This is a genomic window from Aquabacter sp. L1I39, assembly GCF_017742835.1.
Lineage (GTDB): Bacteria > Pseudomonadota > Alphaproteobacteria > Rhizobiales > Xanthobacteraceae > L1I39.
This window is the reverse complement of the sequence record NZ_CP072392.1, coordinates 1507549-1528783: the sequence shown is the minus strand read 5'-3', so window position 1 is coordinate 1528783 and position 21235 is coordinate 1507549. Positions and strand designations below refer to the sequence as shown.

Here is a 21235-nt window from a genome sequence, read left to right as displayed (position 1 = left end):
TTGCGTCGCACGCGGTATGACTTTCCGGAGAGTCTGGAATGTCTGGCGAAAGAGCGGGCCTCAGCCAAAGTGCATTGCATGGCATTGGCCTCAATGCCAAGGTGACGCCGCCGTCGTGTTGTGCGATGCGTCACGCGCGACGGCCCGGCAGGCGGGGCCGCGAGAGGGGTGGGACGATGGGGCGGATGCGTTGGGTTGTGGCTGCGGCGCTCGCGCCCCTGGTCCTCGCCGGTTGCGGGGAAAGCCCGCCGGCGAGCGCGCCCGATGCGCGCCCGGTGCGCACCATCACCACCACCACGCGCGGCGCCGTGGATGCCCTGACCCTCACCGGCCATGTGGAGGCCATGAACGAGGCCGCCTACGGCTTCCGCATCGGCGGGCGCCTGGTGGAGCGTCTCGTCAACGTGGGCGACACGGTCAAGCCCGGCCAGGTGCTGGCGCGGCTGGATTCCCAGAACGAGGCCAATGCGGTGCGCTCCGCCCAGGCGGCGGTGGCCGCCGCCGATGGGCAGGCCTCCGTCGCCCGCAACGCCTATGAGCGCCAGCGCTCGCTGCTGGCCCGCGGCTTCACGCCCCGTGCCCAGTATGAACAGGCCGAGCAGGCCTTCCTCGCCGCCCGCTCCCAGCTTGAGGATGCCCAGGCGCGCCTCCAGATCGCGCAGGACCAGCTGGGCTTCACCGAGCTGAAGGCGGATTCCGAAGGCGTCGTGACCGCCCGCCGCGCCGAGCCCGGCGAGGTGGTGCAGGCGGGCCAGCCCATCGTCACCGTCGCCCGCAAGGATGGCCGCGATGCGGTGTTCGACGTGCCCGCCAACCTGCTGGCCGCCGTACCCGGCGATCCCGACGTGCTGGTGACGCTGGCGAGCGATCCGGCGGTGAAGGCCCATGGCCGGGTGCGCGAGATCGCGCCCCAGGCGGACCCGGTGACGCGCACCTTCGCGGTGCGGGTGGGCCTCAGCGACCCGCCCCCCGCCATGCGCCTCGGCGCCACCGTCATCGGCACGGTGCAGGTGGAGACCGGCCCGGTGATCGAGATCCCGGCCAGCGCCCTGACCCGCATCGACGGCAAGCCGGCGGTGTGGATCGTGGACCCCACCGCCCGCACGGTGGCGCTGCGGCCCATCGAGGTGATGCGCTATTCGCCCGCCAAGGTGAGCGTGGTGGGCGGCCTGAAAGACAATGAGATCGTGGTGACGGCGGGCGTCCAGGCGCTGCATCCCGGCCAGAAGGTGCGCCTCCTGGGAGCCGGCCTGTGAAGGGTTTCAACCTCTCCGAATGGGCCCTGCGGCACCGCTCCGTCGTGATCTATTTCATGGCGGTGGCGGTGGTGGCCGGCCTCCTGTCCTACCAGCGCCTGGGGCGCGGCGAGGACCCGACCTTCATCATCAAGACCATGGTGGTCCAGGCCGCCTGGCCCGGCGCCTCGGTGGAAGAGACGCTGAAGCAGGTGACCGAGCGCCTGGAGCGCAAGCTCCAGGAGGTGCCCAAGCTCGACTTCCTGCGCTCCTATACCAGCGCCGGCATGACGACCATCTTCGTCAACCTGAAGGGCTCCGCCACCGGCGCCGAGGTGCCGGACATCTGGTACCAGGTGCGCAAGTCCATCGGCGACATCCGGCACACCTTGCCGGCCGGCGTCATCGGGCCGGGCTTCAATGACGAGTTCGGCGACACCTTCGGCATCATCTATGGCTTCACCGCCGACGGCTTCACCCAGCGCGAATTGCGCGACTATGTGGAGGACATCCGCTCCAAGCTCCTCAACGTGCCCGACGTCTCCAAGATCGAGGTGATGGGCGCGCAGGACGAGCGGATCTTCATCGAGTTCAACGTCCAGGAACTGGCGAGCCTGGGCATTGACCGCAGCGCCGTCATCGCCGCGCTCCAGGCGCAGAATGTGGTGCAGCCGGCGGGCACCCTGGAGACCGGCGACGAGATCATCTCGCTGCGCGTCTCCGGCGGCTTTGCCAGCGAGCAGGACATTGCCGACGTGAATTTCGTCGCCAATGGCCGCCTGCTGCGCCTGCGCGACATCGCCACCGTCCGGCGCGGCTTTGCCGATCCGCCCCAGCCCTTGTTCCGGGTCAATGGCGTGCCCGCCATCGGGCTTGGCATCGCCATGCGCGACGGCGGCGACATCCTGGCGCTCGGGCGCAACATCACGAAGGCCATGGCGGAGATCACCGCCGATCTGCCCATCGGCATCGAGCCCACCTTGGTGGCCGATCAGGCGGTGACGGTGGACGAGTCCATCGACGACTTCATGTCCTCGCTCTGGCAGGCCATCGGCATCATCCTGGTCATCAGCTTCCTCAGTCTCGGCGTGCGGCCGGGGCTCGTGGTGGCGCTGTCCATCCCGCTCACTTTGGCGGTGGTGTTCGCGGTGATGGACCTCGTGAACATCGACATGCAGCGCATCTCGCTGGGCGCGCTCATCATCGCCCTGGCGCTGATGGTGGACGATGCCATGACCACCACCGATGCCATGCTGAACCGCCTTGCGGCCGGCGACAGCAAGGAGGCGGCGGCCACCTTCGCCTTCCGCACCTATGCCATCGCCATGCTGGCGGGCACGCTGGTGACGGTGGCCGGCTTCGTGCCCATCGGCTTCGCGGCGAGCTCCGCGGGCGAATACACCTTCTCGCTGTTCGCGGTGGTGACCATCGCGCTCCTGGTCTCCTGGATCGTGGCGACCTTGTTCGCGCCGCTCCTGGGGGTGGCCATCCTCAAGGTGCCGAAGGCGGCCAAGCCGGTGGAAGGGCCGCCGGGTGGCTTGATGGGCGTCTATGCACGGCTCCTCGACCTCGCGCTGCGCTTCCGCGTGGTGACGGTGGGCGGCACGGTGGCGCTGTTCGTCCTCTCGGTGCTGGCCTTGCCGCTGGTGCCGCGCCAGTTCTTCCCCTCGTCCGACCGGCCGGAACTGCTCGTCGACCTGCGCCTGCCGCAGAATGCCTCCATCTATGCCAGCCAGAGCCTGGCGGAGAAGTTCGATGAGATCCTGGAAGGCGATCCGGATGTGGAGCGCTGGAGCACCTATGTGGGGCGCGGCGCCATCCGCTTCTACCTGCCCCTCAACGTGCAATTGCCCAACGACTTCTTCGCCCAGGCCGTGATCGTGGCGAAAGACGTTGAGGCGCGCGAGCGCCTGCGCACCAAGCTGGAACGGGTGCTCGACACCGACTTCCCGCAGGTGGTGGGCCGCGTCTATCCGCTGGAACTGGGCCCGCCCGTGGGCTGGCCGGTGCAGTATCGGGTGAGCGGGCCGGACATCGAGAAGGTGCGCGCCATCTCGTTTGACCTTGCCCGCGTCATCGCCTCCGAGCCGCGCGCGGAGCGGGTGAATTTCGACTGGATCGAGCCCACCCGCGAGGTCCGCATCGTGGTGGACCAGGACCAGGCGCGCATTCTCGGCCTCAACACCCAGGCGCTGGCGGGCGTGCTCAACACCGTCATGTCCGGCCGCCCGGTCACGCAGGTGCGCGACGACATCTATCTGGTGGACGTGGTGCTGCGCGCCACCGACGAGCAGCGCGTCTCGCTGGCCAACCTCTCCACCCTCCAGGTGCCGCTGCCCAGCGGGCGCACCGTGCCGCTGAGCCAGCTCGCCAGCTTCGAATATGTGCAGGACTATCCGGTGGTGTGGCGGCGCGACCGGGTGCCCACCCTCACCGTCCAGGCGGACGTGGTGCCCGGCGCCTTGCCCGACGAGGTGGTGGCGGCGCTCGGCGCCAAGGTCTCCGACCTCACCAAGACCCTGCCGCGCGGCTACCATATCGTGGTGGGCGGCACGGTGGAGGAGAGCGCCAAGTCGCAGGCCTCCGTGGTGGCGGTGGTGCCGCTGATGATCTTCATCATGCTCACCGTGCTCATGTTCCAGCTCCAGGGCTTCCAGCGCCTCATCCTGGTGCTCTCGGTGGCCCCGCTCGGCCTGATCGGCGTGGTGGCGGCGCTGCTGGCCTCCGGCAAGCCGCTCGGCTTCGTGGCCATATTGGGCGTGCTGGCGCTGGTGGGCATGATCACCAAGAATGCGGTGATCCTGATCGGCCAGATCGAGGCGGAACGGGCCGCCGGCAAGAGCGTGCGGGAGGCGGTGACGGCGGCCAGCTGCTCCCGCTTCCGGCCCATATTGCTCACCGCCGTTTCCACGGTGCTCGGCATGATCCCCATCGCGCCCACCGTCTTCTGGGGCCCCATGGCCTTCGCCATCATGGGCGGCCTGCTGGTGGGCACGCTGCTGACCCTGATCTTCCTGCCGGCCTTCTATGTGCTCTGGTTCGGCCCCGACCGGGGACCGGACCCTGCCAAGGCCGCGCCGGCCCAGACCGCGCCGGCCCCGACGGCCTCGGCCTGAGGATGACGCGAACTCTGACGGCAGGGGCGGCCCCTCGGCGCGCCCCTGCCGTCCATAAGAAGACGGATCGCCTGGGAGGAAGACGGGACCGTGCCGCCAGCCGGCGCGCCGGAGCTGTAGCGAAGAGGTGATCGCGGATGGAAAGAGAACCGGTGCTGGTGGATCTCGCCCTTCAGGGCGGCGGTTCACACGGGGCCTTCACCTGGGGCGTCCTGGATCGCCTCCTGGAGGAAACCTGGCTGCAGATCGAAGGGGTGTCCGGCACCTCCGCCGGCGCCATGAACGCGGCGGTGCTGGCGGACGGCTACGCCGCCGACGGCGCCGAGGGCGCGCGCGCGGCGCTCGCGAGCTATTGGCGCCATGTGTCCGACGAGGCCCGGTTCAGCCCCTTCAAGCGCTCGCCCTGGGACAAGATGATGGGCCGATGGTCGCTCGACAGCGCGCCCGGCTTCTTCTTCATGGACCTTATGACGCGGCTGTTCTCGCCCTATCAGTACAATCCCACGGGGCGCAACGCGCTTGCCCCCATCCTGGAAAAGCAGATCAATTTCGAGCGGCTGCGCACCTCGCCCATCAAGGTGTTCATCACCGCCACCAATGTGCGCACCGGGCGCCCGCGGGTGTTCCGCAATGGCGAGATCACGCCCGAGGTGCTGATGGCCTCGGCCTGCCTGCCCACCTTGTTTCAGGCGGTGGAGATTGACGGCGAGGCCTATTGGGATGGCGGCTATTCCGGCAATCCCACGCTGGCGCCTCTCGTCACCGAACTCACCTCCGACGACACCATCCTCATTCCCATCAACCCGCTGGAGCGCCCGGGCACGCCCAAGACCCCGACCGAGATCCTGAACCGCCTCAACGAGGTGTCGTTCAACGCGGTGGCGGTGAAGGAACTCTACATGCTGGCGGTGCTGCAGCGCCACACGCACGAGCTGACCGGCGACACGGAAGCCTGCAACTGGGCGCGCATGCGTGTGCACATCGTGCGCAACCCGGTGATGAACGACCTCGGCTTCTCCTCCAAGCTCAATGCCGAGTGGGACTTCCTGAGCTGGTTGAAGGATGAGGGGCGCAAGGCCGCGCAGGTGTTCCTCGACACCCACGGGCACGACATCGGCAAGGCCTCCACCGTGAATTTCGAGCAACTTCTGGCGGAGCTGTGAGCATGGGCCTCCTCGGCATCCTCGTCGGCCTCGCCGTCCTCATCTATTTCGCCTTCAAGGGCTCCTCCATCCTCATCATCGCCCCGGTGGCGGGGCTGATTGTGGCGGCGTTCGCCGGCGAGCCGCTGCTGGCGTCCTGGACCCAGACCTTCATGCCCAACGCCGCCCAGTTCGTGGCGCAGTTCTTTCCCCTGTTCCTGCTGGGCGCGGTGTTCGGCAAGCTGATGGAGGATTCCGGCTCGGTCACCTCCATCGCCCGCACCATGACGCAGAAACTGGGCGCCGAGCGCGCCATGCTGGCGGTGGTGCTGGCGGGGGCCATCGTTACCTATGGCGGGGTGAGCCTGTTCGTGGCCTTCTTCGTGCTCGTGCCCATGGCCATCGAGCTGTTCCGGTCCGCTGGCCTGCCCCGGCGGCTGATGCCGGCGGCGGTGGCGCTGGGCACCACCACCTTCACCATGTCGGCCATGCCCGGCACCCCCTCCATCAACAACGCCATCCCCATGCCGTTCTTCGGCACCACGCCGTTCGCGGCGCCGGGGCTCGGCCTCATCGCCTCCGCCGTCATGCTGGGCTTCGGCCTGTGGTGGCTGAAGCGGGCGGAGACCAAGGCCCGCGCCCGGGGCGAAGGCTTCGGCGCCGTCGTGCTTGATCCGACGGCGAGCGCCGAGAAGGCGGCGGAAGACCCCATCGTGCGCGAGCGCGCCACCACCTCCCAGGCCTTCGACCCGGCGGAAATCGACCATTCCACCTCGGCGCCGAACGGCCCGCCCATCCTGCTGGCCGCCTTGCCCATCATTGTGGTGGTGGGCGTCAACCTGCTGATGTCGTTCGTCATCCTGCCGCACCTGGACGTCTCCTTCCTGGCGGAGGAGCGCTGGGGCGGGGTGAGCCTTGCCGCGGTGGGCGGCGTGTGGTCGGTGATCACGGCGCTCATTGCCGCCATCCTCACGGTGACCGTCATCAATTTCCGCTCGGTGCCGGTCCTGCGCGCCACCATGGCGGCGGGCGCCAATGCCTCGGTGCTGCCGATCCTGTCGGTGGCGAGCCTGGTGGGCTTCGGCGCCATCGTGGCGGCCACCCCCGCCTTTGCGGATGTGCGCAACTGGGTGCTGGGCATCCAGGGCGGGCCGCTGGTATCGCTGGCGGTGGCCACCAACATCCTCGCGGCGCTCACCGGCTCGGCCTCCGGCGGCCTCACCATCGCCCTCGATGCGCTCGGCCCCACCTATATGAAGCTGGCCGCCTCCATCGGCATGGACCCGGCCCTCTTGCACCGGGTGGCGGTGATCGGCTCCGGCACGCTGGACAGCCTGCCCCACAATGGCGCGGTGGTGACGCTGCTCTCCGTGTGCGGGGTCTCCCACAAGGATGGCTATTTCGACATCGTCATGGCGGCCATCGTCAGCGCGCTGCTGGCGCTGGTGGTGGTGATCGGCCTCGGCACCGTGTTCGGCAGCTTCTGAGCGGACGGGGAGGGGGCCATGCGCAAGCTGATCGTGCGCCTCGTGCTGCTGAGCCGCTGGGCCATGGTGCCGCTCTTTGTCGGCCTCATCGCCGGGCTGGTCCTGCTGGTGGTGGCCTTCGCCCTCCAGCTCTGGCAGTTCGCCGTCGCCCTGCCGTCCCTGACGGACACGCAGGTCATCATGGCGCTGCTGACCCTCATCGACCTCGCTTTGGTGGGCGGGCTGCTGGTGATCGTCATCTCCTCGGGCTACGAGAATTTCGTCGAGAAAATCGAGCAGGACGATGCCACCGGCTGGCCGGACTGGATGACCCGCATCACCTTTTCCGGCCTCAAGCTGAAGCTGTTCGCCTCGCTCATGGCCATCACCTCCATCACCTTGCTGAAAGCCATGATGCGGCTGGAGACATCGGTCAGCGAGACGCAGGTGAAATGGCTGGTGGTGGCCAACATGGTCTTCATCGCCGGCTATGCGGTGCTGGCGCTCACCGACCGCTTCACCCGCGGGGGCGAGCAGGGATGAAGATCGTCTTCCTGCCCGGCGCCTCGGGGAGCGCGTCCTTCTGGCGTCCGGCCGCAGAGGCGGCGGGGCTGGAGGGCGTGTTCCTCTCCTGGCCGGGGCTGGGCGCCGAGCCGCCCGCGCCGGGCATCGAAGGGATCGACGACCTCGTCGCCCTGGCGGCGCGGGAGATCACCGCGCCGGTCGCCCTCGTTGCCCAGTCCATGGGCGGGGTGGTGGCCATCAGGCTGGCGCTGGCCTTTCCCCATCTGGTCAAGGGGCTGGTGCTGGCGGTGACGTCCGGCGGCGTGCCGGTGGTCGATCTTGGCGGGGCCGACTGGCGGCCGGCCTATTTCGGCGCCTTCCCGGACGCCGCGCCCTGGATCGCCGATCCGGTGCCGGACCTCTCGGCGCAAATCCCCGCCATCACGGCGCCGGCCTTGCTCCTGTGGGGCGATGCCGACGCCATCAGCCCCGTGGCGGTGGGTGAGCGGCTGGCGGCGCTCCTGCCGCATGCGCGCCTGCGGGTGCTCGCGGGCGGCGATCATGACCTGGCGCAGACCCACGCGTCGATGGTGGGGCAGGAGATCAAGGCCCACCTCATGGCAGCGTTGCGCCCCGCCCGATTGGTCACCGCGACCGATTGCGGCTAGAGCACGTTCCGATCTGACTGCATCGCAGTCAGATCGGTAAAACGTTCTCTATCCATAATTTGGAGACTGATTCACCGATCAGGTTGGTTCAACCTGATCGGATCAGGCTCTAAGGGAAAGCCGTTGGCAGCACAAAGAGGGGCGCGATGCCGGTAATTCTAGAGGTCTCGGGCCTGCTCACCTTCACCCTGGCCATCGTGGTCTATTTCCTCGGCGCCGGGCTCAACAAGGCGATCGCGCCGCTGCGGCGCTGGAACATTCCCGAGGCGGTGACGGGCGGCCTGCTGGTGGCGGTGGTGACCCTTCTCGCCTACCGGGTGCTGGGCGTGGCTGTCACCTTCGACCTCGATGCCCGCGACATGCTGCTGCTTTACTTCTTCACCGGCATCGGCCTCAACGCGCGCTTTGCGGACCTCATTGCCGGCGGGCGGCCGCTGGTGATCCTGCTGCTGCTCACCCTCGTCTATCTCGGCCTCCAGAACGCGACGGCGCTCGGCGCCTCCGCCGTGCTGGGCCTGCCGGAGGGGGTGGCGCCGCTGCTCGGCTCGGTGTCGCTCATTGGCGGCCATGGCACCACCATCGCCTGGGCGCCGCTGCTGACCCAGCGCTTCGGCCTCACCAATGCGCTGGAAATCGGCATTGCCAGCGCAACGCTGGGCCTTGTGCTGGCGAGCCTCGTGGGCGGGCCCATTGCCGGTTTCCTGATCAATCGGTTCAAGCTGAAGGGCGAGGGCAATGGTGGCCCCGTCATGGGCCTGTCCTCGGAAAAGGCCGCGCCCAAGGCGCCCATCACCCATGTGGACATCTTGAGCACCCTCCTGGTGCTCAACATCGCCATCCTCATCGCCTTCGCCCTCGAAGAGGTGGTGGAGGCGACGGGGCTGAAGCTGCCCATGTTCGTGGTGTGCCTGCTGGTGGCCATCGTGCTCACCAACCTCGTGCCCCGCGCCCTGCCGCGCCTGCCCTGGCCGACCCGCACGGCGGCGCTGGCTCTGGTGTCCGACCTGTCGCTGAACGTGTTCCTGGCCATGTCGCTCATGAGCCTGCAATTGTGGACCCTGAGCGGGCTGGGCCTCGCATTGGTGCTGGTGCTGGGGCTTCAGACCCTGGTGTCGGTGGTCTACATCCTCCTCGTGGTGTTCCCCGCCATGGGGCGGACATACCAGGCGGCGGTGATCGCGGCGGGCTTCACCGGCATCAGCCTCGGCGCCACCCCCACCGCCATCGCCAATATGACGGCGGTGACCAAGGTGCACGGTCCGGCGCCCACCGCCTTTATCATCCTGCCTTTAGTGTCCGCCTTCTTCATCGACATCGCCAACGCGCTCGCCATCGGCTTCATGGTGCGCTGAGGCTGGGGAAGAGAAGGGCGCGCGCCCCGGATCGGCCCGATTTTGCCCGCACCTCCCCTTTGGGGCATAAGACATGCCCCTTTGTGAGAGGTTTCCATGGCCGCAGAACCCGTCCAGATCGCCCGCACCATCGCTCAGGAGATCGGCGCCACGCCGGCCCAGGTGAATGCGGCGGTGGGGCTGTTGGACGAGGGCGCCACCGTGCCCTTCATCGCCCGCTACCGCAAGGAAGTCACCGGCGGGCTCGACGACACCCAGCTGCGCACCCTGGAGGAGCGCCTCGCTTATTTGCGCGAGCTGGAGGCGCGGCGGGCGAGCGTGCGCAATTCCATCGACAGCCAGGGCAAGCTCACCGACGATCTGGCCGCCCGCATCGCTGGCGCCACCACCAAGGCGGAGCTGGAGGACCTCTATCTCCCCTTCAAGCCCAAGCGCCGCACCAAGGCGCAGATCGCCCGCGAGCGCGGCCTGGAGCCCTTGGCCGATGCCATTCTCGCCGACCGCGCCAAGGTGCCGGCGGAGCTGGCCGCCGCCTATCTCTCCGAGGAGGTGGCGGACGCCAAGGCGGCGCTGGAGGGCGCCCGCGACATATTGGTGGAGCGGTTTTCGGAAAATGCGGATCTGGTGGGCCGCCTGCGCGCCCATATGAAGGCCAAGGCCGTGCTGCGCGCCAAGGTGATCGCCGGCAAGGAAGAGGCGGGCGCCAAGTTCCGCGACTATTTCGACCATTCCGAGCGCTGGTCCAGTGTCCCCAGCCACCGGGCGCTCGCCATGCTGCGCGGGCGCAATGAGGAGATGCTCACCCTCGATTTGGAGGTGGATGCGGACGATCCCTCGCCGGTGAAGCCGGTGGAGCGCATCATCGCCCAGGTGGTGGGCATCGCGCCCGCCGGCGGGCCGGGCGATGCCTTCCTGCGCGATGTGGCCCGCTGGGCCTGGCGGGTGAAGCTGTCGTTGCATCTGTCGGTCGAACTCATGGGCGAGATGACCGAGCGGGCGGAAGAGGAGGCCATCCGCGTCTTCGCCCGCAACCTCAAGGACCTGCTGCTGGCCGCCCCCGCCGGCTCGCGCGCCACCATGGGCCTGGACCCCGGCATCCGCACCGGTGTGAAGGTGGCGGTGGTGGACGGCACCGGCAAGCTGGTGGCCACTTCCACCATCTATCCCTTCCAGCCGCGCAACGATGTGGCGGGCGCACAGGCCGAACTGGTGCGACTCATCCGCGCCCATAATGTGGAGCTGATCGCCATCGGCAACGGCACGGCCAGCCGCGAGACCGAGAAGCTCACCGCCGACCTCATCGGCCTGCTCCCCCCGCCCAAGCCGTTGAAGGTGGTGGTGAGCGAGGCCGGCGCCTCGGTCTATTCCGCCTCCGCCGTGGCGGCGGCGGAAATGCCGGACATCGACGTGTCGCTGCGCGGCGCGGTCTCCATCGCCCGCCGCCTCCAGGACCCGCTGGCGGAACTGGTGAAGATCGAGCCCAAATCCATCGGGGTGGGCCAATACCAGCACGACGTAGACCAGTCCCGCCTCGCCAAGGCGCTGGACGCCGTGGTGGAGGATGCGGTGAATGCGGTGGGTGTCGACCTCAACACCGCCTCCGCCTCTTTGCTGGCGCGCATTTCCGGCCTCGGCACGGCGCTGGCGGAGGCCATCGTCGCCCATCGCAACGCCAACGGCCCCTTCCGCACCCGCAAGCAATTGATGGATGTGCCGCGCCTGGGCGCCCGCACGTTCGAGCTGTCCGCCGGCTTCCTGCGCATTCCCGATGGCGCCGAGCCGCTGGACGCCTCCTCCGTCCATCCCGAAGCCTATGGGCTCGCTAAGAAGATCGTCGCCGCCTGCGGGCGGGATTTGCGCACCCTCATGGGGGATGCCTCCACCCTCCAGGCGCTGGACCCTGCCGTCTTCGTGGATGACCGCTTCGGCCTGCCCACGGTGAAGGACATCCTGCGCGAATTGGAAAAGCCCGGCCGCGACCCGCGCCCGCAATTCAAGACCGCCACCTTCGCCGAGGGGGTGGAGAAGATCTCCGATTTGCGCCCCGGCATGGTGCTGGAAGGCACGGTGACGAACGTCGCCGCCTTCGGCGCCTTCGTGGACATCGGCGTCCACCAGGACGGGCTGGTGCATATTTCGGCGCTGGCGGACCGCTTCGTGAAGGACCCCCATGAGGTGGTCAAAGCCGGCGACGTGGTGAAGGTTCGGGTGGTGGAGGTGGATGCGCAGAGGAAGCGCATCGCCTTGTCCATGCGCAAGGAGGACGGCACCCGTCCCGCCGCTGGCGGCACCCGCCCAGGCGAGCGGCCCATGCCGCCGAAGGGTGGTTCGGGCGGTCCCTCCGGCGGGCCCGGCAAGGGCCGTCCGCCCGCGGGTGCGCCGGGTCGGGGCGCGGAACCGGCGGGCGGGGCGCTCGCGGCCGCGATGGCGGAAGCCATGAAGCGCCGGCAGAAATAGCCCGGCGGTGGCCCGGTGGGGCGGGGGCGTTGGCATCACCCCGCGCCCCGATTCGCGGCGGGAGCAGGGCTGCCCCCCGCCGGCGGCGCCTTGACGGCGCGGCGGCGGACGGGCACACGGAGCGCAACCCAAACGTTCCCGGCTGCCGCATGCGGCCTTCGCCCGCGTCCGCGGCAGGAAAAGCACATGATCCGCACTCCGCTCATCACCGTCATGGTCCAGGCCGTCCGCAAGGCCGGCCGCGCCCTCGTCCGCGATTTCGGCGAGGTGGAGAATCTCCAGGTCTCCGCCAAGGGCCCGGCCAATTTCGTCTCCGCCGCCGACCGCAAGGCCGAGGACACGCTCTATGCGGAACTCTCCCGCGCCCGCCCCGGCTATGGCTTCCTCATGGAGGAGCGCGGCCGGGTGGAGGGCACGGACCCCATGAATGAGTGGGTCATCGACCCCCTCGACGGCACCACCAACTTCCTGCACGGCATCCCGCTCTTCGCCATCTCCGTGGCGCTGGTGCGCAATGGCGTTCCCTATGCGGGCGTCATCTTCAACCCCGTCACCGACGAGCTCTACATCGCCGAGAAGGGCCAGGGCGCCTATCTCAACGACCGCCGCCTGCGGGTGGCGGGGCGCCGCCTGCTGCGGGAATCGGTGGTGTGCTGCGGCCTGCCGCATCTGGGGCGCGGCGATCACCGCCAGTTCAACCGGGAATTGGCCGCCGTGCAGACGCAAGTGGCGGGCCTGCGCCGCACCGGCGCGGCCGCTTTGGATCTGGCCTGGGTGGCCTCCGGCCGCTTCGATGCCTTCTGGGAGCGCGACCTCTCCCCCTGGGACATGGCGGCCGGCATGATCCTGGTGCGCGAGGCGGGCGGCTATGTCTATGACCTCGACGGCGGCGACAAGGTGCTGGAAAAGGGCAGCGTGATCGCCGGCAACGAGGTGATCCACCGCGACCTGCTGGCCCTCCTCAAGGCCGCCTGAGGCTTCTCGCCGGGCGCCTTTGCCCGGCGTTCGCCCTCTTTGGCGGCGTTCCAAAGCAGCGCCGCCCCGCGCGTCCATGCGCCCGCCACGGGTTCCTTTTGGGGCCGCGTGTGCCATAGTCCCTCCCGAACATGATCGTCCCGGGTTGAGGTTCCCCCGTCGCGGGCGGAACCTTGACCGCCCTCCGGCCTTATGGACCGGGGGCAGTCCGGCACCGCCGCGCGCCTTGCGCCGGTGGCGTGCGGGCCGGGATTTCAGGGCTGGAAGGACGCGGGAGCATCCATGGCGCGCAACGTCGATCCTTTCCTCAAGGTCTCCTCCCCGCGCATCTTCCTGGTGCGCATCCTGATCTTCCTGGCGCTCTGCCTGGCCTTGGCGGCGGTGCTCTACCGGCAGATCCTCGACGCCTTCATGAACAATCCCGGCCTCAACGGCGTCATTTTCGGCGTGCTGGCCATCGGCATCATCCTGGCCATCCGGCAGGTGGCGCGGCTGTTCCCGGAAGTGGAATGGGTGAATTCCTTCCGCCTCGCCGATCCTGGCCTTGCCGTCTCGCGCGCGCCCACCTTGCTCGCCCCCATGGCGGCGCTGCTCGGCGACCGCATGGGCCGCATGGCCATTTCCCAGGCCACCATGCGCTCCATCCTGGATTCCATCGGCACCCGCCTCGACGAGGCGCGGGACACGGCGCGCTATCTCACCGGCCTGCTGGTCTTCCTCGGCCTGCTCGGCACCTTCTGGGGCTTGCTGGAGACCGTCTCCTCCATTGGCGGGGTGATCGGCGCGCTGGAGATCCAGCCGGACAGCGGCTCGGTGTTCGAGGAGATCAAGCGGGGCCTTGCCGCGCCCTTGGGCGGCATGGGCATCTCCTTCTCGTCCTCGCTGTTTGGCCTTGCCGGCTCGCTGGTGCTGGGCTTCCTGGATCTCCAGGCGGGGCAGGCGCAGAACCGCTTTTATACGGACCTGGAAGACTGGCTCTCCACCACCGTGCGCGACATTGGCGATGGCCCCGCCGGCCCGCCCGCGCCGGTGCCGGTGGCGCGGCAGGCCGTGATCGCCCACCCCGAACTGCCCACCCTTGCTTTGCCGCCGCCGCCCGCCCTTGATGTGGAGCCGCTCGTGGTGGCCATCGAGCGGCTGGAGCGCACCATGACGGAGGCCGGCTCCCAGCGCGTCACCACCGCCATGGCGCACCTGGCCGAGAGCCTCCAGGGCCTTGTCACCCACATGCGCTCCGAACAGGCGCTGTTGAAGCAGATGATCGAGGTACAGGGCGCCCAGCAGCAGGAATTGCGCCGGGTGGTGGACCGGCTGGACCAGAGCATGGAGGCGTTCGAGAACGAGACGCATGGCAAGAGGGGAGCCTGAGCCATGGCGCTCGGACGGCGCGGCCGCGACCGCACCATCGATTATTGGCCCGGCTTCGTGGACGCCTTGTCCACCCTGCTGCTCGTCTTCATCTTCCTGCTCTCCGTCTTCATGATCACCCAGTTCTTCCTGACGCAGGAAATGTCGGGCAAGGACACGGTGCTCCAGCGCCTGCAATCCCAGATCCGGCAATTGACCGAGCTTTTGTCCCTGGAACGGGCCGCCAGCCAGGGCGCGGAAGGGGAATTGAGCACGCTGCGTGCCAGCCTTGCCGCCACCGAGGCGGAGCGCGACCGGCTGCGCGGCCAGATCGCCACCGCCCCCGGCGCGCCCGACCCCTCCCGCGAGCAGGCGCTTTCCCGCGAGGTGGACATGCAGCGCGACGCAGCGGCGCGCGCGCTTTCCCAGGTGGAGCTTCTCAACCAGCAGATCGCCGCCTTGCGCCGGCAGATGGCGGCGCTGGAGGAGGCGCTCAACGTCTCCGAGAAGCGCGACCAGGAAAGCCAGGCCAAGATCGCCGATCTCGGCCGCCGCCTCAACGTGGCGCTGGCCCAACGGGTGCAGGAGCTGAGCCGCTTCCGCTCGGAATTCTTCGGCCGGCTGCGGGAGATCCTTGGCAACCGGCCGGACGTGCGCATCGTCGGCGACCGCTTCGTGTTCCAGTCGGAAATCTTCTTCGACCGCGGCTCGGCCACCTTGCGCCCGGAGGCGCTGGCCGCCCTCGATCCCCTGGCCTCGGCCATTCTTGAGCTGGAAAAAAAGATCCCCCCCGACATCAACTGGGCGCTCAGGGTGGACGGTCACACCGACAACCGCCCCATCTCCACCCCGCAATTCCCCTCCAACTGGGAATTGTCCGCCGCCCGCGCCATCGCGGTGGTGCAATATCTCATCGCCAAGGGCGTGCAGCCCCAACACCTCATCGCCGCCGGCTTCGGCGAATACCAGCCCCTCGACAGCGGCACCACCGACGACGCGCTCTCGCGCAACCGAAGGATTGAGCTGAAGCTGACGGAGCGGTGAGGGGGACGTTCTTTGGGGTTTTTCAGGGAGTGTTTTATGAAATTAAAAGACGCTCTTGAAGAGGATATATTGTCAGTACTTCCCTGTGGGGCACCCTTTAAATCCGTGTACCAGATTACTCGGCTTGTTGCTCCGCTTAGAGAGGCAGAGATCAAGGCTGTCCTACGTGAACTCGAAAAGCGTGGCATTTTGCACGTCAATCGAGGCGGTGGCGGCCACGTTTCCCTTTACGGACGGCCATCTATAAAGCGAAGCGTTTAGGCGTCTCAAAGATCCGATATCTAAGACCGCTTGGTAGCTATGAACTCCAGGCAGAAGGGCGTAAACGCGAGAGCACGGCCCCGTGCCGCCCACCGTTTCGCAGGTTTCCCTTGAGCGCCGATCCCGCCCCCGCCCGCCCCGATGCGCTGCGTGATGCGCGGTTTCGCGCCTATCTGGCGGGGCGGCTCGGCAGCAACCTCGTCACCCGCATGCAGGCGGTGGTGGTGGGCTGGCACATTTATGAGTTTTCCGGCGACCCGGTGGCGCTCGGCTATGTGGGCCTTGCCATGTTCGTGCCCATGGTGCTTTTGGGCCTCGTCATCGGCGACTGGGCGGACCGGGTGAGCCGCGCGCGCCTGCTCACCGTCTCCTCCATCATCATGTGCGGCGCCTCCTTCGGCTTCCTGCTGCTGGGGCTGGAAGGGGTGGAGCGGGTGGCGCCCTATATCGGGCTCACCGCTTTGTTTGGCGTGGGCGCGGCCTTCAACCGGGTGGCGCTGCCCGCCTTGCTGCCGCAAATCCTGCCGCCCGAGCAACTGGCGGGCGGGGTGGCCTGGGCCTCCACCATCAGCCAGTTCGCGGTGATCGCCGGGCCGGCGGCGGCGGGGCTGCTGCTGCTGGCCGGGCGGGACGTGGCCTATGGCACGGTGGCGCTCTTAGGCCTCGGCTCGGCGCTGGTGTGGGCGCGCATGCACATTCCCCCGGCCATTTTGAGCGAGACGGGCCTCCATGGCGTCACCATGGCCGCCCGCGTCCTCGCCGGCATCGCCTTCGTGCGCAGCCAGCCGCTGATTCTCGGCGCCATCCTGCTGGATCTGTTCGCGGTGCTGCTGGGCGGGGTGGTTGCCCTGCTGCCGGTCTTCGCCAAGGACATTCTCCATGCCGGCCCGGTGGGGCTCGGCCTGTTGCGGGCGGCCCCGGCCGTGGGGGCGGTGATTGTGGCGCTGCTTCTCGCCCGCCGGCCGCTGGCGCGCCATGCGGGGCCCATCTTCTTCGCGGCGGTGGCGCTGCATGGCGTGGCGATCCTCGCCTTCGGCCTGTCGACGAATCTGGCGCTCTCCTGCCTCGCTCTGGCCGTGGCGGGGGCGACCGACATGGTGAGCGTGGTGGTGCGCACCACCGTGGTCCAATTGGCCACCCCCAATGCCATGCAGGGCCGCGTGAATGCGGTGAATCAGGTGATCATCAGCGCCTCCAATGAGTTGGGCGATTTCCGCGCCGGTCTCATGGGTGGGCTGATGGGCGCGGTGCCGGCGGTGGCGGCGGGCGGGCTCTTTATTCTGGGTGTGACTGTTGCAGGATTTCTCCTGTGCCCGCCCTTGCGGCGCCTGGATCGCATGGAGGACGTGGCCCACCGGGAGGGAGGTTAGCTAAGAGGAGATCCTGTCTCCTATCCTACTGACAGCGGGCCTTTCTAGGGTCAGGTAGTATATGTGGCGAAACTATGGATGAGTTTCGATAAAACGAAGACTCTCACGGCGCGTTGAGTACAACGCTATGGCAATTTTGCGTGACGCTCATTGCCGAATAGAGGAGCGGAGTCTGGCAGGGAAGGCTAAAAAAGCTCTGGCACCTAGGCGTCTATGCAAATAGTTCCCAGGACCTGCAAAAGCCGGTTGCAGAATCGATTAAAGTTAATGAAGATTGCAGACGGTACCCGAATCGGGTGCCAAAAAGCGAAACCCACGAGGCTCTGCAAAGCCTCGCGGGTCTTTAAAGCCCCGCCGTAAGGCGGTTTTAGGCGTGATCACGACGTGCACTTTGATGCGCTTCATGTGAAACGTCAACTGCCTTTCGGCTTTCGAAAGGTCGAAAAAATGAAGTCTCAGCTTCCTGCGGCCGTTGTCGCAGTGATCAAGTTGGCGCGCCAGATGGGGTACAAGTACGAGGTTATCGCCTCGTATTTTGTCATTAATCAGGGGCGCATCGCGGATGTGATGAAGGGGCGTATCCGCCCGGATGTCGCACCTGCAGACCGTCTTCCGCCGGACTTTCCGGCGATGGCGTGATGCTTGGCCCGGCGCTTAGGCGCCGGGCCTCTTTCATCTCCCAATTTCAGACATTCAAGACCTGGCGCGGCGGGAGCGGCTTGACTCCCGCGCCGGCTTTCGGAATCTATAAGAACAAATAGAGAACACACAAACAGCACTGGCCGGATGATGGCTCCTTCGGACGCAATGGAGATTGCGGGCCTGCGGCAGCGCATTGCCGCGCTCGAGCGGGGTGGCGCCCTGACACGCCCGGGGTCCGGCCCCTCCCCCTCCCGGGAGGGGCTGTGCGCCCCGGCCGGGGAGGCATGCCTGCCGCTGGGCGTGCCGGAGGTGGATGCGTGCCTCGGCGGCGGGCTCACGCTCGGTGCCCTGCACGAGGCCTCCGTCCGCGCGCCGCGCGGGGAGGGGGCGCTCATGGCCTTCGCGCTGGCGGTCGCTGCCCGCGCCGGGCGGCAGATGCGGCGGCCGGTCCTGGTGGTCCAGCAGGACCTTGCCATGCTCGAGGCCGGCACCCTCTACGGGCCGGGCCTTGCCGAACGGGGGCTGCCGGAAGGCAGCCTCATCCTGGTGCGCGTGCGCAAGGCGCAGGATGCCTTGCTGGTGATGGAGGAGGCTCTGAAATGCGCGGGATTGTCAGCCATTCTGGGCGAGGTGGCCTCCCCCCTGCCGGAGGCCCTCACCGCCACCCGGCGCCTGGCGCTCGCCGCGCAGGCGGGGGGTACGCTCGGCCTGCTGCTGCGCCCCGTGCGCAGCGCCGAGCCCTGCGCCGCCCGCACCCGCTGGACGCTCGCACCCGCCCCCAGCCAACCGGACGCCTATGGCGGGCTCGGGCCGCCTTGCCTCTCCGCCGCCCTGGTGCGCAACCGCATGGGTCCGCCCGGCGCCTGGACGCTGGAAGTGAATGGCGCCGGCTTCCGCCTCGCCGGGGCGGACGGGGAGGCGCGGCATGACCACCCCGCGTCCGTCCTCCCCCGCGAGCCCGTCCCCCGGCCGGCGCTATCTGGCGCTCTGGCTGGAGCGCCTGCCCACGGATCGGCTGGAACGGCCTCTGTCGCCTGACCAGCGCGCCCTGCCACGGGTGACCGTGAGCATGGAAAAAAGCGCCCTGCGCCTCGCCGCCCTCAACGCGCCCGCCGCCGCGCTCGGCCTTGGCGCCGGCCTCTCCCTGGCCGATGCCCGCGCCCGCCATCCCGCCCTCGTGGTGGAGCCGCACGCCCCGGAGGCCGACCAGAAGATCCTGGAGGACCTCGCCGAGGCCTGCGCCCGCTATACGCCCCTGGTGGCGCTGGACGGGCCGGACGGGCTGATCCTGGATATTTCCGGCTGCGCCCATCTGTTCGGTGGCGAGGCGGGGCTGGCGCGCGACCTGCTCGCCCGCGTGGCGAGCGTGGGCCTTTCCGCCCGCGCCGCCATCGCCGCCACGCCCGGTGGCGCCGCCGCATTGGCCCGATTCAGCGGCGGCCGCAGCCTCATCGTGCCGGAGGGAACGGAGCTGGGCCCCCTCCTCGCGCCCCTGCCGCTCGCCGCCTTGCGCCTGGCGCCGGCCGTGCTGGCCAGCCTCGCGCGGCTGGGCCTCACCCGCATCGGCGACCTCCTGGACAAGCCCCGCGCCCCGCTCGCCGCCCGCTTCGGCGCCGACCTCATGGACCGGCTGGATGGCGCGCTCATCGGCGGGCGGGCGGCGCTCACCTATCGCTTTCCCCCGCCGCGCTTCAGCGTGGACAAGGCGCTCGCCGAGCCGGTGGAGCGGGTGGAGGACGTGCTGGGCCTTGCCCGGCATCTGGCCGGCTCGCTCGCCGGCCTCATGGAGCGCCACGGCCTCGGCGCCCGGCGGCTGGACCTTGCCTTGTTCCGCGTGGACGGCAAGGTGACGCGCCTCCACGTGGGCACCGGCCGGCCGCTGCGCGACCCCGCCCTCATCCAGCGCCTGTTCGCCGAGAAGGTGGCGCAGCTCTCCAGCCTTGATGCCGGCTTCGGCTTCGACCTCATCCGCCTGTCCGCGCCGCTGGCCGAGCCCATGGACGCCCGCCAGGACGGCTTCGATGCGCAGCGCGAAGCGGAGGAGGCGGTGGACCGGCTGCTGGACCGCCTCGCCGCCCGCTTCGGCCGCGCCCAGGTGCTGGTGCCCGCCTGCGCCGACGCCCACATGCCCGAGGCCGCCGGCCGCCTCGTCCCCGCCCAGGACTATGCCCGGCAAGCCGGTGCCGCCCGCGCCTTCCGCGCCCCGCCGGTGCCGGCTGAGGGGACGCCCGCGCCCGAACGCGCAACGCTGGGGCAGGGCAGGCCGAAAGAAAAGGCCGCCCCGTCCGCCGCTGGCGAAGGGGCGGGGCAAGGGAGGCTGCACGGGGCGCTGCCCGTATGCCCGGAGAATAGCCTTTCCGCTCCCGCCACTCCCCCGACGCCTGGGCGGGGAGGGACGGCCTCTCCTTTTTCCCTCCGTCCGCCCTCCGGGCCGGGAGAGACGCCCCCTTCTCTCGCCTCCCGCGCGAGCCCGCCGGCCCACGGGGGCGACGGTGGCACATCGGCCATCGCCCCGCGCCGCCCCGGCCTTCACGTGGTGCTGACGGCGGGCTTGGAGGCGGCGCCGCCCCCTCCCGCCTTCATCCTGTCGTCCGGGCCGGGGGAGACGCCCTCTCCGCTTGCGGCCGGGCTCGCCGGGCTGGGCGAGGAAAGGCCGAAGGGAAGCCCGTCCGCCGCTGGCGAAGGGGCGGTGCAAGGGGCGGTGCAAACGCGCCTGGGGAATCCCCCGTCCGCTCCTGCGGTTCCCCCGCCGTCCGGGCGGGAGGAGAGGGCTTCTCGTCTTGCGTCCAGTCCCGGCCTGCGGCCTCCCATGAGCAACGGCAGGGCGGCGAGCCCCCCGCCGCGCGGGGGACACCCCGTCGCGCGGGCGGCGCGTGTGGAGGGGATGCCGGATGCGTCGCGCCCCGATCTTTCCGGCCCCGCCCGCCCCTTGAGGCTCTTGGATTATCCCGAGCCGGCGGAAGCGGTGGCGGAGGTGCCGGACGGCCCGCCTTTGCGCTTCCGCTGGCGCCGGGTGACGCATCTGGTGCTGCGGGCGGAGGGGCCGGAGCGCATCGCCGCGCCCTGGTGGCGGGAGGATGGTCTCTCTCCCACCCGCGATTATTTCCGCGTGGAGACGGTGGAGGGCCACCGCTTCTGGCTGTTCCGCGCTGGCCTCTACGGCACGGGCCCCCATCTGCCGGCCTGGTATGTGCACGGCCAGTTCGGCTGAGGCGGCGGCCATGGATCTTTCGCGTCTCCCCCTGCGCCGCGCACCTGGCGCCAGGGGGCGATCTCAAGGGGCCGCCGCCCCTCCCGCGCCCTCGCCCCCTTCCCCTTCCCCTTCCCCTTCCCTGTCCAGCGCGCCCGCCCGGCCCGATGCCCTGTGCAAGGAGGCAGGAGAGCCCAGGCTCACGCCCACGCCCATGCCCACGCCCACGCCCACGCCAACGTGGCGGTGCGGGCGGGCGGTCCGGCCCTTCCCGGCGCCCCGGTCCCAGCCGCCGCGCGGCGTCCGGCTGGGGTACTGGCTGTCGTCGGTCGCGCCCCGGCCCGCTCCGGTCCTTCCTCCCTTTCCTGCGCCCCCCGTTCCTGCGCCCCGCCTCGGCCGGCCCATGCCCCGGCGGTCCCGGGCCGCCTCTGCCCCGCTCCCTCGTCGTCCCCTTCTGAAGGCGTGC

At 69.3% G+C, this 21235-nt stretch carries 15 protein-coding genes; all 15 read left to right on the top strand.

From position 1 onward, the window contains the following. Window positions 1-185: 185 nt before the first annotated feature. The 15 genes from J5J86_RS06595 (at window position 186) to J5J86_RS06525 (ending at window position 20790) form a co-directional block, all read left to right on the top strand. Entirely contained in the window at window positions 186-1256 is a 1071-nt protein-coding gene (locus J5J86_RS06595) for an efflux RND transporter periplasmic adaptor subunit (RefSeq protein ID WP_247658135.1), read from the top strand. Continuing rightward, window positions 1253-4351 carry an efflux RND transporter permease subunit gene (locus J5J86_RS06590; protein ID WP_209104064.1) on the top strand — a complete coding sequence of 1033 codons (3099 nt, stop codon included), beginning with the start codon at window positions 1253-1255 and terminating at the stop codon, window positions 4349-4351. The genes J5J86_RS06595 and J5J86_RS06590 overlap by 4 nt, the downstream gene beginning before the upstream one ends. A 137-nt stretch (window positions 4352-4488) precedes the next feature. Beyond that, window positions 4489-5514, top strand: coding sequence for a patatin-like phospholipase family protein (locus J5J86_RS06585; RefSeq protein WP_209104063.1), 1026 nt, complete (start codon window positions 4489-4491; stop codon window positions 5512-5514). A gap of 2 nt (window positions 5515-5516) precedes the next feature. Then, window positions 5517-6980, top strand: a complete 1464-nt coding sequence (locus tag J5J86_RS06580) for a GntP family permease (protein WP_209104062.1) — start codon at window positions 5517-5519, stop codon at window positions 6978-6980. Window positions 6981-6998: 18 nt separating this feature from the next. Next, window positions 6999-7502: a YqhA family protein gene (locus J5J86_RS06575; RefSeq protein WP_209104061.1), complete on the top strand. Its 504-nt coding sequence runs from the start codon at window positions 6999-7001 to the stop codon at window positions 7500-7502. Next, complete coding sequence (locus J5J86_RS06570) at window positions 7499-8131, top strand: alpha/beta fold hydrolase (RefSeq protein ID WP_209104060.1); 633 nt, start codon at window positions 7499-7501, stop codon at window positions 8129-8131. The genes J5J86_RS06575 and J5J86_RS06570 overlap by 4 nt, the downstream gene beginning before the upstream one ends. Before the next feature lie 146 nt (window positions 8132-8277). Next, complete coding sequence (gltS, locus tag J5J86_RS06565; protein WP_209104059.1) at window positions 8278-9483, top strand: sodium/glutamate symporter; 1206 nt, start codon at window positions 8278-8280, stop codon at window positions 9481-9483. 96 nt (window positions 9484-9579) lie between these two features. Further along, window positions 9580-11940 carry a Tex family protein gene (locus tag J5J86_RS06560; RefSeq protein WP_209104058.1) on the top strand — a complete coding sequence of 787 codons (2361 nt, stop codon included), beginning with the start codon at window positions 9580-9582 and terminating at the stop codon, window positions 11938-11940. Window positions 11941-12126: 186 nt separating this feature from the next. Next, window positions 12127-12915: an inositol monophosphatase family protein gene (locus J5J86_RS06555; RefSeq protein WP_209104057.1), complete on the top strand. Its 789-nt coding sequence runs from the start codon at window positions 12127-12129 to the stop codon at window positions 12913-12915. A 282-nt stretch (window positions 12916-13197) separates the two neighbouring features. After that, window positions 13198-14283 (top strand): flagellar motor protein MotA, encoded by a 1086-nt coding sequence (locus tag J5J86_RS06550; RefSeq protein ID WP_209104056.1) that lies wholly within the window; start codon window positions 13198-13200, stop codon window positions 14281-14283. A 3-nt stretch (window positions 14284-14286) separates the two neighbouring features. Beyond that, window positions 14287-15306, top strand: a complete 1020-nt coding sequence (locus J5J86_RS06545; RefSeq protein WP_209104055.1) for a peptidoglycan -binding protein — start codon at window positions 14287-14289, stop codon at window positions 15304-15306. A 371-nt stretch (window positions 15307-15677) separates the two neighbouring features. Then, the gene (locus J5J86_RS06540; protein WP_209104054.1) at window positions 15678-16937 is read left to right on the top strand and encodes an MFS transporter; all 1260 of its coding nucleotides are present in this window, start codon (window positions 15678-15680) and stop codon (window positions 16935-16937) included. A 384-nt stretch (window positions 16938-17321) separates the two neighbouring features. Further along, window positions 17322-17576, top strand: coding sequence for a hypothetical protein (locus J5J86_RS06535; RefSeq protein ID WP_247658133.1), 255 nt, complete (start codon window positions 17322-17324; stop codon window positions 17574-17576). Window positions 17577-17723: 147 nt separating this feature from the next. Next, entirely contained in the window at window positions 17724-18617 is an 894-nt protein-coding gene (locus J5J86_RS06530) for an ImuA family protein (protein ID WP_209104053.1), read from the top strand. Continuing rightward, window positions 18505-20790, top strand: coding sequence for a Y-family DNA polymerase (locus J5J86_RS06525; RefSeq protein WP_209104052.1), 2286 nt, complete (start codon window positions 18505-18507; stop codon window positions 20788-20790). The genes J5J86_RS06530 and J5J86_RS06525 overlap by 113 nt, the downstream gene beginning before the upstream one ends. Window positions 20791-21235 lie beyond the last annotated feature (445 nt).

Coding starts and splice junctions, on each gene's coding strand:
- J5J86_RS06595 (WP_247658135.1), top strand. CDS start 186: ATGCGTTGGGTTGTGGCTGCGGCGCTCGCGCCCCTGGTCCTCGCCGGT.
- J5J86_RS06585 (WP_209104063.1), top strand. CDS start 4,489: ATGGAAAGAGAACCGGTGCTGGTGGATCTCGCCCTTCAGGGCGGCGGT.
- J5J86_RS06580 (WP_209104062.1), top strand. CDS start 5,517: ATGGGCCTCCTCGGCATCCTCGTCGGCCTCGCCGTCCTCATCTATTTC.
- J5J86_RS06575 (WP_209104061.1), top strand. CDS start 6,999: ATGCGCAAGCTGATCGTGCGCCTCGTGCTGCTGAGCCGCTGGGCCATG.
- J5J86_RS06570 (WP_209104060.1), top strand. CDS start 7,499: ATGAAGATCGTCTTCCTGCCCGGCGCCTCGGGGAGCGCGTCCTTCTGG.
- gltS (WP_209104059.1), top strand. CDS start 8,278: ATGCCGGTAATTCTAGAGGTCTCGGGCCTGCTCACCTTCACCCTGGCC.
- J5J86_RS06560 (WP_209104058.1), top strand. CDS start 9,580: ATGGCCGCAGAACCCGTCCAGATCGCCCGCACCATCGCTCAGGAGATC.
- J5J86_RS06555 (WP_209104057.1), top strand. CDS start 12,127: ATGATCCGCACTCCGCTCATCACCGTCATGGTCCAGGCCGTCCGCAAG.
- J5J86_RS06550 (WP_209104056.1), top strand. CDS start 13,198: ATGGCGCGCAACGTCGATCCTTTCCTCAAGGTCTCCTCCCCGCGCATC.
- J5J86_RS06545 (WP_209104055.1), top strand. CDS start 14,287: ATGGCGCTCGGACGGCGCGGCCGCGACCGCACCATCGATTATTGGCCC.
- J5J86_RS06530 (WP_209104053.1), top strand. CDS start 17,724: ATGATGGCTCCTTCGGACGCAATGGAGATTGCGGGCCTGCGGCAGCGC.
- J5J86_RS06525 (WP_209104052.1), top strand. CDS start 18,505: ATGACCACCCCGCGTCCGTCCTCCCCCGCGAGCCCGTCCCCCGGCCGG.